Origin of the sequence: Leadbetterella sp. DM7 (assembly GCF_040829825.2) — a bacterium.
Taxonomy (GTDB): Bacteria; Bacteroidota; Bacteroidia; order Cytophagales; family Spirosomataceae; genus Leadbetterella.
In genome coordinates, this window is record NZ_JBFOLH020000015.1 from 96189 (window position 1) to 110833 (window position 14645).

At 47.9% G+C, this 14645-nt stretch carries 11 protein-coding genes, 1 pseudogene and 1 CRISPR repeat array; of the genes and pseudogenes, 7 read left to right on the plus strand and 5 right to left on the minus strand.

Annotated features, from left to right (window positions below):
• The first annotated feature begins 66 nt into the window (after positions 1 to 66).
• Together AB2U10_RS15580 and AB2U10_RS15585 are read left to right on the plus strand one after the other, a co-directional pair.
• On the plus strand, positions 67 to 459 hold the full coding sequence (locus tag AB2U10_RS15580; protein WP_367915708.1) for a group III truncated hemoglobin: 393 nt from the start codon (positions 67 to 69) through the stop codon (positions 457 to 459).
• Between the two features lie 94 nt (positions 460 to 553).
• Positions 554 to 2191: an ABC-F family ATP-binding cassette domain-containing protein gene (locus tag AB2U10_RS15585; protein ID WP_367915707.1), complete on the plus strand. Its 1638-nt coding sequence runs from the start codon at positions 554 to 556 to the stop codon at positions 2189 to 2191.
• 3 nt (positions 2192 to 2194) lie between these two features.
• Here the strand turns inward: AB2U10_RS15585 and AB2U10_RS15590 are convergent, their stop codons facing one another.
• On the minus strand, positions 2195 to 2746 hold the full coding sequence (locus AB2U10_RS15590) for a DUF1572 family protein (protein WP_367915706.1): 552 nt from the start codon (positions 2744 to 2746) through the stop codon (positions 2195 to 2197).
• Between the two features lie 478 nt (positions 2747 to 3224).
• On the opposite strand from AB2U10_RS15590, the gene AB2U10_RS15595 reads away from it, so the two are divergent.
• From AB2U10_RS15595 to AB2U10_RS15605, 3 genes and pseudogenes are all read left to right on the plus strand, one after another.
• On the plus strand, positions 3225 to 4163 hold the full coding sequence (locus AB2U10_RS15595; protein WP_367915705.1) for an AraC family transcriptional regulator: 939 nt from the start codon (positions 3225 to 3227) through the stop codon (positions 4161 to 4163).
• Between the two features lie 222 nt (positions 4164 to 4385).
• Positions 4386 to 4731: pseudogene (locus tag AB2U10_RS15600) on the plus strand (MauE/DoxX family redox-associated membrane protein).
• Between the two features lie 127 nt (positions 4732 to 4858).
• Entirely contained in the window at positions 4859 to 5164 is a 306-nt protein-coding gene (locus AB2U10_RS15605; protein ID WP_367915704.1) for a DUF6520 family protein, read from the plus strand.
• A gap of 200 nt (positions 5165 to 5364) precedes the next feature.
• Here AB2U10_RS15605 and AB2U10_RS15610 read toward each other — a convergent pair whose 3' ends face one another.
• From AB2U10_RS15610 to AB2U10_RS15625, 4 genes are all read right to left on the minus strand, one after another.
• On the minus strand, positions 5365 to 6726 hold the full coding sequence (locus AB2U10_RS15610) for a RagB/SusD family nutrient uptake outer membrane protein (RefSeq protein ID WP_367915703.1): 1362 nt from the start codon (positions 6724 to 6726) through the stop codon (positions 5365 to 5367).
• Positions 6727 to 6756: 30 nt separating this feature from the next.
• A complete protein-coding gene (locus AB2U10_RS15615) occupies positions 6757 to 9966 on the minus strand; it encodes a SusC/RagA family TonB-linked outer membrane protein (protein ID WP_367915702.1) in 3210 nt (1069 codons plus the stop codon).
• Between the two features lie 12 nt (positions 9967 to 9978).
• Positions 9979 to 11307: a TlpA family protein disulfide reductase gene (locus tag AB2U10_RS15620; protein WP_367915701.1), complete on the minus strand. Its 1329-nt coding sequence runs from the start codon at positions 11305 to 11307 to the stop codon at positions 9979 to 9981.
• Positions 11308 to 11632: 325 nt separating this feature from the next.
• Complete coding sequence (locus AB2U10_RS15625; RefSeq protein WP_367915700.1) at positions 11633 to 11851, minus strand: hypothetical protein; 219 nt, start codon at positions 11849 to 11851, stop codon at positions 11633 to 11635.
• 175 nt (positions 11852 to 12026) lie between these two features.
• Here AB2U10_RS15625 and AB2U10_RS15630 point away from each other — a divergent pair, with 175 nt between their 5' ends.
• Positions 12027 to 12686 (plus strand): helix-turn-helix domain-containing protein, encoded by a 660-nt coding sequence (locus AB2U10_RS15630; RefSeq protein ID WP_367915699.1) that lies wholly within the window; start codon positions 12027 to 12029, stop codon positions 12684 to 12686.
• A gap of 41 nt (positions 12687 to 12727) precedes the next feature.
• A CRISPR array of direct repeats spans positions 12728 to 13276; the repeat unit is 29 nt; unit sequence GTTTCAATTCTACAAAATACGATTAAGAC.
• A gap of 177 nt (positions 13277 to 13453) precedes the next feature.
• Positions 13454 to 14645, plus strand: a 1192-nt coding sequence (istA, locus tag AB2U10_RS15635) for an IS21 family transposase (protein WP_493820686.1), incomplete at its 3' end; no start/stop codon positions are given.

Below are 14645 nucleotides of genomic sequence, written 5' to 3' on the forward strand. Positions count from 1 at the left end.
TACGAATGTTGATGCAATATAGCATTTTTTCTCAAACCTAAACCGCTGCTATCTTGTTATACCTGTATGACAACCGAAAAACCAACCGAACGGAAAGACATCAGCAGCCGCGAAGACCTTCGTTTGCTGATAGACACCTTTTATGACGGGGTGCTGAATGATCCCGTCATGCGTCCGGTATTTGAAGACTCCCTGCCGCACTGGGATCATCACAAAGAGCGGGTAGTCAACTTCTGGGAAAACTGGCTGTTCCAGACAGGCGCCTATGACGGCGGCATGATGTGGAAGCACTCGGCCCGCCACCAGACCCAGCCCATGACCACCGGGCGGTTTGAACGCTGGCTGGCCTACTGGTTCACCACCACCGACCAGCTTTTTGAAGGCAAAAACGCCGAATTTGTGAAGAGCAAAGCGCTGGAGATCGGGAAAGTGCTGCATCACAAACTCAATGCTGTTTAGTTCCGAGTACTTAGTTCCGGGTAAGTACTCGAAACTAAGTACTCGGAACTCACAACTTCTCCCCTATCTTTGCGCCTTAATTCAAAAAGCAGATATGATCTCGGTAGATAACGTAACGGTGGAATTCAGCGGCCACCCCCTTTTTTCAGACATTACCTTTAACATCAATGAGAAAGACCGGATAGCCCTGATGGGTAAAAACGGTGCAGGAAAATCTACCCTCCTGAAGGTCATTGCGGGGGTGAATAAACCTACACGGGGCAAGATCTCTGCCCCGGCCGATGCCGTTATTGCTTACCTGCCCCAGCACCTGCTTACGGAAGATGACACTACTGTATTTGCAGAAACCTCCAAAGCTTTTGCCGGTGCACAGGCCATGCAAACCGAGCTGGAAGAGCTGAACCGGCAGCTGGAAACCCGCACCGACTACGAGTCAGACCAGTACATGGACATCATCACGCGGGTATCCGAGCTCAGCGAGAAGTTCTACTCGCTCGAAGAAGTGAATTACGATGCCGAGGTAGAAAAAGTATTAAAAGGCCTGGGCTTTACCCGCGAAGATTTCACCCGGCAAACCTCCGAGTTTTCAGGCGGCTGGCGGATGCGCATTGAGCTGGCCAAGATCCTGCTGCAAAACCCTGACCTGATCCTGCTGGATGAGCCTACCAACCACATGGACATCGAATCGATCCAGTGGCTGGAAGACTTCCTGGTCAACAGCGCTAAAGCCGTGATCGTGATCTCGCACGACAGGGCCTTTGTAGACAATATCACCAACCGCACCATTGAAGTGACCATGGGCCGGATTTACGACTACAAGGTACCCTATACCCACTACCTGCAGCTGCGCAAAGAGCGCCTGGAGCAACAGCAGAAACAGTATAACGACCAGCAGAAGATGATTGCCGAAACCCAGGAGTTCATTGAACGCTTCAAAGGCACTTATTCCAAGACCCTCCAGGTGCAAAGCCGTGTAAAAATGCTCGAAAAGCTGGAAATTGTGGAAGTGGATGAAGTAGACACCTCTGCTATCAACATCAAATTTCCCCCGGCTCCGCGGTCGGGCAATTACCCCGTGATTGCCGAATACGTGGGCAAAAGCTACGGTGACCACCTGGTATTCAAAGACGCCAGCTTCTCTATTGAGCGCGGACAGAAAGTGGCCTTTGTAGGCCGGAACGGCGAGGGGAAATCGACCATGGTGAAGGCCATCATGGGCGAGATCGACTTTGAAGGCAGCCTGAAAGTGGGGCACAATGCCGAGATCGGCTACTTTGCCCAGAACCAGGCCTCGCTGCTTGATGAAGAAATTACGGTATTTGATACGGTAGATCAGCTGGCCGAAGGCGAGATCCGTACCAGGATCAAAGACCTGCTGGCGGCCTTCCTTTTCCGGGGCGATGATCTGAACAAGAAGGTAAAAATGCTCTCCGGCGGCGAAAAAACCCGCCTGGCCATGATCAGGCTGCTGCTTCAGCCCGTTAACCTGCTGATCCTGGATGAGCCCACCAACCACCTCGACCTGCGCACCAAAGACATCCTGAAAGATGCCCTGCGGGCCTTTGAAGGCACCATCATCCTGATCTCCCACGACCGCGACTTCCTGAGCGGCCTGGCAGAAAAGGTATTTGAGTTCGGAAATAAGCGTATCCGGGAGCACTTCGAAGACATCGACAGCTTCCTGAAGAATAAGAAAATGGAAAACCTGAAGGAGATTGAGCGAAAGAGCTGATCCTTACAGATCGTCGGTAAAATGCCGGCGGTCTTTTTCCTGCGAGAACTTGCGCTGGTTATAATCTCCCGAGCGGTTCCGGGCTATAGACAGGGTTTGCCATTCCTCATTTCTGAACATCTTGGCCATAAACACAATCTGGCCGATGTGATACGGGTAATGCGCCAGCTGCCGGTTCAATGCTTCTGTAACCGTGTGGCCGTCATTCCGGATATAAATGATTTTTTCAAGATCTGCCGGTGTAAGTGCGTTCAGGGCGTTCATCAGGCAATCCCAGCCTTCGTTCCAGCGCCCCATCAGCTCTGCCCGGTTACGGAAGGGGTTGGTAAATTCGGCGTCGCGGTTACGCCAGGGTTTCTCGCCGTCAGTAGTAAGAAAATCGGTGAACCGCGACAGCATATTGCCCGCCAGGTGATTCACCACCATGGCTATGCTGTTACTCTCCCCGTTGTATTGCAGAAAGAGCTGCTCTTCTTCCAGCTGCACCATCGCTTTTTCTCCCAGCATTTTATAATAGAGAAACTGTTTTTGGGCGCTTTCCAGGTAACTGTTCATTTATTCCGGTGTTTTAATAGTTCAAAAGTCGTCAAAAACAACCAGCGGAAGAAGCTCGCCCGATAAATTCTCCTTATGATCGTGCAATTGTATAAAGCCATTTTCATGTGTATAAAATTTTAGCTTTCAGCCTTCAGCTATCAGCAGTCAGCCGCAGCGGCGGACCGCTTATTCATGGGCCGGTTGGTGATACGTCACCCGGTGTGCCCGACTTCTGATAGCTGATAGCTGACTGCTCATGGCTATTTCATATTAATACACCGGGCGATATATTCCCGGCGGCTTACTGCTCACCGGCCGGTTTGCGTTAATGCATGCTCTCTGAACACGGAAAATCCGGCTATTTCTTAACTGCAGATAACTTTTTACGCAATTCCTCACCCCCGGCTTGTATTTCTCATTTTACTCCCCTAATTTCAGCAGCATAAAAGGGTGGGCACGGCCTGCCCGCGTGTTCCACAGCAGCACCACATAACTCATGAAAGCACCTTATCTTCTGCACTTTGAGGCACCTTTTAAAACCGTAGCGGGGGCATCGGCCCTGGGCCCTGCCTACCGGCTGACTACGGCCTCTGCCACTGATCAGTATGTTTTTGATACGGCCACCCTGGTTGTGCAGCGCCTGAACCTTCACCCTTTTTACGTGGAGCTGTTTGAGCTCAATACCCGTGACCCTTTCTCTCTGGGTCTTGAGCTTGCCGTGCCCCGGCATTTCCTGTTTTTTATGCGGCACGGCCAGGCCCGGTTCACCACCCCTGAAGGCTTTTATCTTTCCCAGGCCCCCGAGGCCCACCTCTGCGCCTGTTACAAGGCTTCGGGCTACTACCGGGTAAGCCTCAGGCGCGGGCGGCACGTGGCCTGCTGTGTAAATCTTGACCCTGACTGGCTTGACTATGCCACAGAAAAGCTGCCGGTTTTCCGTTATGCGGCCGGGTCTCCACTCTCCTGCACTTTTCTGCCTTATGTGCCGATAGATCCGTACATCAGGCAGCGCCTGGAAGAGGTGCTCATGTTTAAACGTAACGGCCACGGCCGGCTCGACGGCTTCCTGCGCCTGAAGTTTGCCGAGATCCTGGAGTACTACGCTCCCCGTGCCGAAGACAGGCAACAGGGCCTGGCCAGCAGGATATACGGGCACCTGCAGGAACACTTTACTGACCCCGGCATCAGCTACCAGCATCTCTCTGCCCGCTTCAAAGAAGGAGAAAGGCGGCTCAGGTATCATTTTTACAAAGAATACGGCATCTCTATCCACCAGTTTCTGACCCACAAACGGCTGCAGCTGGCCCACCGGCTGATTATGCAGGAGGGGCTGCCCATCCGCGATGTTTACCTCCCGGCCGGCTACCACGACGAGAGCACCTTCCGCTACGCCTACCGCAACTTTTTCTTATCTAAAGGAAAATCTGACTTTTAGCCTGTAAAAAGACCGAAAAACCGCGTCAACTTTCTGTTTCACAAGCCGTAAGCCCTCTGGAACTTTGTCATAAAGTTTTAAAGAAAATGTATTAAGGCTGTAATCGCCTTATATACTTAGCGCTCAGTTCTTATGAAAAAGTATGTGAAACATCCGGATCTTTCTGTTCTGCCTGCCGGGGCATTAATTGTCTTGTTCTGCTACACGGCCCTAGCCAAGCTGATGCACCTCGCTGAGTTTGAAAAGCAGCTGAGAAATCAGGTTCTGCCCGATTGGTCAAAAGGTGTACTTACGGGACTGATTCCGGGCAGTGAGTTACTCCTGTGTATTGCCCTGGCTATCCCGGCCACGCGCCTGGTCGGGATTCTATGGCTCAGCTCTATTAATGGCCTTATTTACGGGCTATACAGGCCTGGTAGTTATCGGGTATTTTGACCGTACTCCCTGCAGCTGCGGCGGTGTACTGCGCTCCATGAGCTTTGAGGTCCACCTCGCATTTAACCTCTTTTTCCTGGCCCTTTCACTTCTGGGGATATACATGTTTCATTCTAAACAAACACCGTCATGACATAGGCATGCAAATGAAAGTTTCCGGTATACCGTTTCAGAAACCCTATACCGGAACCAGGCCCTTCTCCCGAAAACCTGAAAACAGAGTAGGGAAAACTAATTTTCAACTATAATTTTTTTAAATCATGAAAAATGTAATGAAGTTTTTGCCTGCAATGGCAATTGTATTAGGTGCCGGATTAGCCGTAGGAGCGCAAAGTCCTGCCCCGAAGGTAAAAAATGTACAATCACAGGTATGGTACAGAACCGCAGCTGATGATAAGCAGCCGGGTACCTGGCATCAGGGTGCGCCTTCAGAAGGCTGTGATTCATCGGAATTGCTCTGTAGCGGAGAATTTGCGGATGGCTATAACCCAAATGACTACGATAATAATACCAATGCCGCTAACAACCTCAGCACTACTGTAGAAACAGGATTTATACAGGAATAGCAGGGTAAATCAGGCTTAAGAACGTGTCTAAAAAGTCCGCAAACTGCTCTTTGTTTCCGGAACCTGACTTCGGGAGCACATTACAGTGTACTCTTTCGGTCTCTTCCTCAACACTTTGCATTTTGTTGCAGCGGCGAACCGCTCCTTTTTAGGCACGTTCGGTATTTTCAAACAAGGTAGCCTTTTGGGGCAGCCTCTCTTTATTCGCTTCTCGGATTTTGCTCTATCCCACTTACACTAATTTCGTTATCCGGAATCGGGAATACATACCGGTTACTACCCGGACGTAATTCAAATTTTTTCCCGTTAACTGTCCTTGTCAGTGTTGTTTCCAAACCCGGCTCCTGGTTAAGCCTGCGCAGGTCTGACCACCTCAGGCCTCTTCCAAAAAGCTCTTTCCTTCGTTCTTGCAATACCTTTTCAAGAAGGTTTTCCTCCCCGGCTTCCAGCTTCACGAATGTTCCCTTTACATATCTTTTTTCCAGCAAAGTGTTCAGGTCATCAACGGCCTGCCGGTTGTTCCCCAACCGGGCATTGCACTCTGCACGGATAAGCAGCATTTCAGCGGTGGTGAGTCCGCCGAAAAGTGTGTTCCCGCTCAGGTAACTTCCTTTAAAACCATTTAAGCCGTTTCTGGCATTAAAAAAGCAGGTCTTTCTCAGGTCATTATCATGATACGATTTATACAATTCAGGATTAACCCCGGTATACGTTGAATTAAGAATACTATAGGAATTCATCTGGGAATAATAGATTATCTCAGGATTCAGGCCGGACAACCCGACAGGGAACGGCCGGGTTGCCTGCGGATTAAGTGTGTTGTAGTCCAACAGCCGGTCATAAATTTTCAGGCTTTGGTCTGCCGCTTCAAGCGCACTCCGGTACTCCTGCATTACTAAATATACCCTGGCCAGCATGGCAAAAGTTGCTGATCTGGAAGGCCTGGAATTATAAGACGACGTATTGGGAAGCAGCTCAACGGCCTTCAACAGGTCTCCAACGATCTGATCATAGGTATGTTGCAGATTTCCCCTCTGTGCTATTTCATTTATATCGCTGGTAAGCCTGACAGGAATGCCCGGAAGGTGCCCGGAGCCGGCCTTATTATAGGCGGGAGCAAAAAGCTGGGCAAGGTGAAAAAAGGCGTATGACCTGTAAAAAAGGGCCCCGCCATATACTTCTTTCCATTCTGCAGATTGGTGTTCCTGCTTATCCAGCTTTATCAGGCCGTCCAGCACAATATTGGAGTAAAAGACACACCTGTAAGGCAGATCCCATTCATTGCTGGCTTTGCCTTCAAAAATATCTTCATTCCACAGGTAGGCATTTCGTTCTACTGCATTAAGATTATATACATTATCCTCCAGGTGAAAAAACTCATCGCCGGCAACAACCTGCAGCACCGGCATCGTATTCATTCCGTTGGGATATGCGTCAAGTATTGCCCTGTAATGAAACAATTTATGGGGAACCACCAGGTCTTTGCTGGGTTTCTTATCCAGGAACTCCGGTGTGCATCCCCACAGGTTAAAAAATATTAAAACCGCTATTATCCTTTTCATTTGTGTAATATTGAGGTGAGAGATCATGATCTATAAATCGATTTTAAGCCCCAGTGAAAGACTACGCGGAGCCGGCGGAGAGGTCAGGGCATCAGGATCCATCTTCCCTTTATTTTTCTTCCAGAGTATAGCCAGGTTATTGGCATAAAGGCCGAGTTGAAAACCTGTTTTCGAAAGACCCGTTACATGGGGCAAGCCAAATGAATACGTAAGGTTAACATCCTGCAACCGGATGTGATCTCCCCTTTTTACCAGCACAGAAGAATAATTATAGAATTCATTCCGTTGTGAATTAGATATAGCAGGCATAGAGGGTACGTAAGTATGGGCTTCGTCTCCGGGGTTCTGCCAGCGCAGGCTGTAGTCGGCATGCCCGCCCATACCCGCAAGAATAAAGCCGTAATCTACAGAAGGCATCCTGACATAGTAATCTAACCGGTAGCTTACATTAGCCGATAAATTCCAGCCTCCCAGCTGCAGATTATTCCTGATCGCGCCAAACATCAAAGGCCGTGTGCTGCCGTGGTAAACCACGTTCTCTAAAGTAGCTGCAGAACGCATTGCAGCATAATCTTTGCTTACTTCATCTCCCAGGTACCCCATAGGGTCGCCGGTATCTGGATCCAGGCCTGCCCACCTGAAGCTGTACATAGAGTACAACGATTTGCCTACCGTAGGCACACGCATTCCTCCGATCATGTACGAACCTAAGGCATTGGGCAGCGTAACCAGGTATTTGGTGACCTTATCCGCAGAATAGCTGAAGAAGAAGTCGGTGTTCCATTTGATACGGGCATCTATATTCCGGGAAGATACATTAAAATCAACCCCTTTCCCTTTTGATTCTGCGGTATTGCCTTTAAAAGTACTGAGGCCGGTTTGTGGAGCAAGCGGCGCCTCTCCAATCAAATCAATACCCCTTTTCAGGTAAAATTCCAAAGTACCCCGCAGTATGTTATTTTTAAGTCCGAAGTCCCAGCCCAGGTTGATCATCCGGACCCGCTCCCAGCGCAGCATGGGGTTGGGAGGATTGGCTATAGACGCATAGGGAAGGTTAGCTGCCGAAAAATTGGCAGGCCGGTATTGGGCTGTTGTATAAGCCGACAAAGATTTGTCCACATTTCCGTTATATCCGTAGGTTACCCGCAGATTTGAATACGGCAGCCACGATAAAGCATAGAACTTTTCACGGGCGAGGTTCCAGCTTAAGCCGGCAGAGTAAAGCGGAACGCCCTTTTGGTTGGCTTTTACACCGAACAGGTTGGACTGGTCGTACCGTGTGCTGGCTGACACGATATAACGTCCGGAAAAGGTATAGGATCCGTTAAAATAATAAGAGATATAACGGTCTGTTTTGCTGCTGATACCGTTCAGCGCCGATATTTTGTTGATGGTAGAAGCGGGATTGACATAAGAGGCAAAATTACTCAGGTAGTCAACAATCACACTGGAAGCCAGCTCATCATCGTATCCATAAAAACGATTTGCAGAGCCGTCGCTTCCTACCTGTCTTACTTCACTTCCTGCCAGTAAGGCTATATTGCTTTTGTCCGAAAAATCTCTTGTGTAACTGAATTGGAGCCTTACGTCGTGGCTCAATGTCTGTTCATCCACTAAAGAAAGTATGTCTCCCAAAGGTACCGGCCGGGTGAGTGAGCCATCCGGTTTCACTATCGTAAAGGTATTGATCATATCGCGTACATACCAGCTATCCCCATACTGCCTGTCAGATGACCGGCTGATGGTATTGGCAAACTGGTACAGGATCTGGCCCGTGAAGAAAGGAGTAATTTTATACTGGCTGCTCAGGTTTACCCGGTAATCGGTTAATTTCGAAGAATTATCACGAAGAGCCTGGTCTTTAAGCGGGTTGTATGTCCAGTCTAACAGGCCCTGTTCCCGGGCGGTCTCCAGGAAGCTGGTACGGTAAGTATGTATAACCGGGAGATAATTACCCGCCTCATCGGTAAACTGAGCATAAGGGTATAACGGCCGGCCCGGTGACGTCTGCATACTGGCAGCAGACAGGGCATTCGAGGCAGTTTTGGCGGCAGAATAGTAAATACTGGCCGTCAGGTCAAGTTTTTTCCGGAGAAGCGAATACGTGTTGGAAGACCTGAGCGTAATACGCGAGTAGGCATCCCCCACAGAGGAAGACAAATTATTATCATAGCCTGCCGCCAGCAGATAACGCAGGGTAGAGGTCCCCCCGTTTAAATTAAACGAATATTGCCGGTTAAATGTATTTCTATATAAATAACGGCTGATCTCTTCTCTCACATCCCGGCTCCGGAATGCATTTATCTCCGCCTCAGCTTTCTGAGTGGTAGTACGGCCATCGCGCTGAGCAATCAGCAATTCAATGACCGGCGTCAGTGCGGTTTTGGCATCATTGTTCTCTATTGACTTGTAGTATCCGCGCTCAAAAAGGGTTTTCTCTATATCAATATACTCCGAAGTAGAGATTTGAGGAACATAAAAGAGATCGGGTTTTTCGGAAATCGTCACGTTCGAATTAAACGAAACCCGCGCGGGCTGGTTCAGCTTTCCTTTTTTGGTACTTATAACGATCACCCCGTTACCCGACTGGGCTCCCCAGATAGAAGCCGCGGCGGCATCCTTTAAAATGGTTATGCTCTCCACATCGTTGGGGTTAATAGAGCTGATGTCACCGGTAAACGGGAAATTATCCAGTACAATAAGCGGGTCCTCTCTCCCGAATAACGTATTTTGTCCGCGTATGCTTATCGATGTTTGCGCATTGGGCTTCGTACCTGAACGATTAAAAACCAGGCCCGGTACCACATCAGAAAGCCGGCTGATGACATCTGTGCCGACACTCCGGTTCAGCAAATGATTATCTACCTGGACAAAAGATCCTGTCAGCCTCTCGCGTGGCAGCTCCTGGTAGCCGCTCGAAACGGTTACTTCGTCGAGGTGGGTCATATCCGGTTCAAGCTGCACCAGGAGTGTACCCGCCTCTTTCACCATCATTTCTTTCTTCTTATACCCGATAAACGAGATGACAATTACGGAGCCGGAAGCCGGCAGGGTAAGACGAAACATGCCGGATGAATCGGTAGACACCCCATTCACCTGGTCTTTCTGAGTAACGGTTGCCCCCACAAGCGGGTGCCGTTCTGTGGCGTCTATTACTTTCCCCTGTATAGTGATGTGCTGGGCACAGGCAATTACAGGGAACATCAATAACAGTAGTGAGCTGTAGATATACTTTATCATCTGAATTCTTGATTAAAATTTACCTGAAACTGGATTATCGCGAATGACAAGGACCGGGTGATCCACCTGCTTTTCCGTAACAGTAAGGCCGTTCAGAGCCAGCTGCTGTTTTAATTTGGTCAGATCATGAAGGCCGGCCTCTATTGTTAAGGTCAGCGGGTACTTTAAGCCTGTCAGATCTACGACCGATAAAGGATAGTTCTGCAATTTATTGATCCGGTCCACCAATACGTAGAGAGGCACATTGGCTATTCTCCATTCGTAGGGGTCCACGTATACAACAGGTTCTCCTTTTGTTGACGCAGGGAGCAGCGCGCTGTCGGCTATTTCCAGGACCAGGCATGAAACGGGCCTGTTCTCTACCGAGGCAATGAACTGTGGAAACAGCTTTTCGAGGTCTGTTCTCATGATCCGGTTGGTTTCTCCCACCAGGTAGCGCGGTACTTTCAGCTCATAACAATACCCGTTTTCAGCTCTCAGCCATTGACGGTACCGTTCTCCGGAGAGCTTCGATGTCAGCCTTTCGGGAAAATCAGACTCGATAATCACACTCCCCTCGTCAAACCATTTCCCGGGCTCTGCATAGGCCAGGCGGTAAAGCCATAGCCGGCTACAGTTTGTGACAGTCACTTTTCTTCCTGAAACAGAATCTGTTCTTATAGAAAAACCGCCTTTAAGCCCCTCGGTATAACCTGTTAACAGAGAGTGGTAAATCAGGTTGCTGCCGTCACCGCCATTGCCGTTGGCCAGGAGTGGTTTTTCGATATCGTATGCAACATTACGCGTGGGATCAACCTTGGCTGTCATTACAGGTTTTGCATGATTTAAAAAATCGGAGATTTTTTGAGCATTGATCTCTCCTGCTTCCGTAGCGATGCTGAAAACACCGTCTTCGTTAATCCAGACGTAATGGGGTAAATAGGTATGCGGGAAGAAGCTGCGCAGCAGGGTATCTTCTACCACATCGGGCAATGCGATAAGCCTGTCGGTACGCTGAGCGTACCGGTTCATAAATTCAGATACTTCTCTCCCGGTCTGGTAGGTGACCGGGAGTATCTGTAAACGCCCTTCGAATTCTTTTTGCAGGCTGTTCATTTTGGGGAGCATCCCCACACATGACCCGCACCAGGTAGCCCAGAAATCAAGAATGATCAGCTTGCCTTTGTAATCGTTCAGCGTGATGGTCTCTTTCCCTTCCGGATGGTTAATCACTTTCAGGGGCTGGCTCCAGATCTGCAGCGGGAGATGATCCCCGGCCTTAAGTGCCTGGGCAGACAGATCATGCACAGACAGGCTCACATAAAGGCATAGCAACGCCCTTACGTAAAATTTTACGTTCATAGTTTTTAAAGTTTAGGTTTGTTGATACGAACAGAAAACCAACCCCGCCTACCGGTAGTAAGGATGCACAAAAAGCGGCTAAATGTATAGGATATACAGACCTGCGTACGGGTCTATGCTGTACGGGCGCTTTTGTTGGATAAGAAAGGTTGGGACAGTCAACAGGTTGCCTGGCGAATGAAACGGACAGGCCTGCGGGAACCCGCTGGCTGTGAAGCATAGCGCGGGACTTAGTCTGGAGAACAGATGATGTTCCTGTAGAGTGTTTTTTTGTTGTTAATCATTATTGCATGAGTTTTGCGATAAAGTGACCGGTTAATTTATTTTAATCTCCCCATATATCAATTATCCCCTCTGCCCTGAAAATCTTCTCAATTGCTTCGGCCTCCGTCACTTTGGGTTCTGTCTCTCCCCGCATCCGCATCAGGAAGGCCTTGCGTGAACGTCGGTTAATTCCCAGTGCCTTAAATAATTCTCCTCTCACTTCCTGTACTCTGCCGGCCGGTAACTGGTCATACCCCTTCTTAAATGAAAATCTTTTCATATCTCACCGTTTTGTCGATCAATACCTTATTTTTGCTATTTCTATGTGTAATATTTTATATCACTCCTGTGGTTATCACGATTACACAACAAAGATATAGATAATTATATCTTTTTACAAAATTTTTTGACAATAAATTGTCTATTTTTTAGATATTATTTATAAATATTTGTATATGAACGATTTAGATATAAAGAAATTAAGAAAAAGCCTGAAGTTAACGCAGAGTGAGTTAGCTGAGAAGCTGGGTGTTCATTACAAAACTATCCAAAACTGGGAGAAGGGCGGCACCATACCGGAATCCAAAAAGGCATCGATCAGGAACATCGGGATATTATTATCGGAAAAGAATACAGATTATAGTCATTTACCGGACAACATGAGACCCGATAAGGGAGTTGTGAAAGAGGGCGAAATAGGCTACGCCTTACCCTATTTATCTAACCAGGTATACCTGTTGCCACTTTCTGCCCGGCCCCTTGAAATTAACCGGTCGCATTTTCAACAGTTCGGAGATTCGTATGAAAGAGTGCTGAGCCCGGTCAAAGGAGCTGATTTTGCCACAGTTCTTTCAGACGACGGGCTGGGCCCGGAATTTCCCGACGGCTCCATCGTCTTTTTCAAACACATTGACCCTGAACTGTTTATTGAATGGGGCAAAGTTCACGCCATCAGCACCAAAAACGGGCTGATCATCAAGCGCCTGAGCCCGGGCAGTCAGCCCGGCAGCCTGCTTTGTTCGTGCTCAGACCCGCAGTTTAACCCCTTTGAAATACCGCGCAACCACCCGGACATACACTTTTTTAAGGCAATAGCGTGTACTTCGATAAAGTGACGATAACAGGTCTCCCGTGGAATTGGGACTTTTCATAAAAAGTTTCAATTCCACAAAATACGATTAAGACTGCATCGGTGAGATTTGCAGGGGAATCATTTATACGTTTCAATTCTACAAAATACGATTAAGACTATAACTATAATGCTTGATGAAATTATAGATAGTAGGTTTCAATTCTACAAAATACGATTAAGACCCCGTCTTTGGGTGATGAGCTGTACGGGCTAATGGAGTTTCAATTCTACAAAATACGATTAAGACTAGTTCAGAATCAAGCTCTCCAATACGCTTTTTAATGTTTCAATTCTACAAAATACGATTAAGACTCCTTTTCCTTCTCCATCAGTCCTGCAGTATTTTGTGTTTCAATTCTACAAAATATGATTAAGACAGGGCTAAGCGTCTTTGGCTTAATTGTATCTCAATGTTTCAATTCTACAAAATACGATTAAGACTGCTGGGTAAAAACACTTCCATTTACCACTCCAAGGTTGTTTCAATTCTACAAAATACGATTAAGACATTCCTACAGAAAAGGCATTAAGGACGGCGGCTAAGGTTTCAATTCTACAAAATACGATTAAGACTGTATATTCCGGTCATCATTGCCCCCCTATTCCGGAAAATGCTGACCCCTCATTCCGGAAGTCGTTGACCCCTCTGTGGGCCTGACATTCCGGCAGACGTTGACCCCTGTTGGGCGTTTATTGTGGAACTTAAAATCAGAATTGATTTTAAGAGATATGAACAATAAACGAATCAGGATGAGTACAGTAAAACAGCTATTACGCCTGCATCAGGAAGGGAAAGGTATTAAGACCATTGCCCGGATAGTGGGCGTATCTAAGAACACGGTTAAGTCGTATATTCAAAACTACAGAGGGCACGGACTCAGCCTTCCTTCGCTTTTAGAGATGGAGGATTCGGGACTTTCGGAGTTGTTAAGTTCGCCACCCCAGGACAGCCATAATGAACGTTTAGCCTATTTTAAGAGCCAGCTCAGCTACTGGGAAAAAGAACTAAAACGCCCGGGAGTAACCCGGTATCTTTTATGGCAGGAGTACCGTATCCGTCAGGGAGAAGGCTATGGCTACACCCAATTTTGCTATCATCTGCAACAGCACTTTAAAACCTTATCTACGAGTATGATCATGCATCATCATCCTGGGGATAAGCTCTTTATTGATTTTAGCGGCAAAAAGCTAAGCTACTATGATGTGGCTACAGGAGAAGAGAAACAGGCAGAGGTGCTGATCGGTATTTTAGGCTACAGCCAGAAAGCTTGTGTCGTGGCCCTGGAATCACAAAACAGCGAAGACTTTATCTTGGGCATGAACAGGGTTTTAAGGTATTTAGGGGGAGCACCTGCTGCTATAGTTCCTGATAATCTAAAAGCTGCTATAGTTAAAAGTGACCGTTACGAACCGGTGGTTAACCGGATCTTTGAAGACTTTGCCAATCATTACCAAACCGCTGTGATGCCTGCCCGGGTACTGCATCCTAAGGATAAATCCCTGGTAGAAAACATGGTAAAGATCACTTACAGCCGGATTTTTGCTCCGTTGAGAGATAGGGTATTCAAAAGCATTTACGAGCTCAATGAAGCGATCAGTGAGCCTCTTGAAAAACACAATGCCACCCTGTTTCAAGGCAAAGATCATAGCCGAAACGACCTGTATGAAAGCGAAAAGGCCTTATTAAAGCCTTTACCGCCAGAACCTTTCCTCATCAGGAAATACCGGTGGTATACCGTTCAGAAGAACGCCCATATCTGCCTGAGTGAAGATGCGCATTACTACAGCGTACCCTATGCTTATCTGGGTCAGAAGGTAGAAGTGGTCTATACGCATAACCGGGTAAGTATCTACCATAAATCCAAACTGCTGGCTACTCACCTAAGAACCCGTAAGAAACACGCCTATACCACTGTAGAGGAGCATCTGCCCTCCCGATACC

Bases quoted from the DNA above. Each gene is read 5' to 3' on its own strand.
- AB2U10_RS15625 (WP_367915700.1), bottom strand. From the start codon at position 11,851: ATGAAAAGATTTTCATTTAAGAAGGGGTATGACCAGTTACCGGCCGGC.
- AB2U10_RS15580 (WP_367915708.1), top strand. From the start codon at position 67: ATGACAACCGAAAAACCAACCGAACGGAAAGACATCAGCAGCCGCGAA.
- AB2U10_RS15590 (WP_367915706.1), bottom strand. From the start codon at position 2,746: ATGAACAGTTACCTGGAAAGCGCCCAAAAACAGTTTCTCTATTATAAA.
- AB2U10_RS15630 (WP_367915699.1), top strand. From the start codon at position 12,027: ATGAACGATTTAGATATAAAGAAATTAAGAAAAAGCCTGAAGTTAACG.
- AB2U10_RS15615 (WP_367915702.1), bottom strand. From the start codon at position 9,966: ATGATAAAGTATATCTACAGCTCACTACTGTTATTGATGTTCCCTGTA.
- AB2U10_RS15605 (WP_367915704.1), top strand. From the start codon at position 4,859: ATGAAAAATGTAATGAAGTTTTTGCCTGCAATGGCAATTGTATTAGGT.
- AB2U10_RS15620 (WP_367915701.1), bottom strand. From the start codon at position 11,307: ATGAACGTAAAATTTTACGTAAGGGCGTTGCTATGCCTTTATGTGAGC.
- AB2U10_RS15610 (WP_367915703.1), bottom strand. From the start codon at position 6,726: ATGAAAAGGATAATAGCGGTTTTAATATTTTTTAACCTGTGGGGATGC.
- AB2U10_RS15585 (WP_367915707.1), top strand. From the start codon at position 554: ATGATCTCGGTAGATAACGTAACGGTGGAATTCAGCGGCCACCCCCTT.
- AB2U10_RS15595 (WP_367915705.1), top strand. From the start codon at position 3,225: ATGAAAGCACCTTATCTTCTGCACTTTGAGGCACCTTTTAAAACCGTA.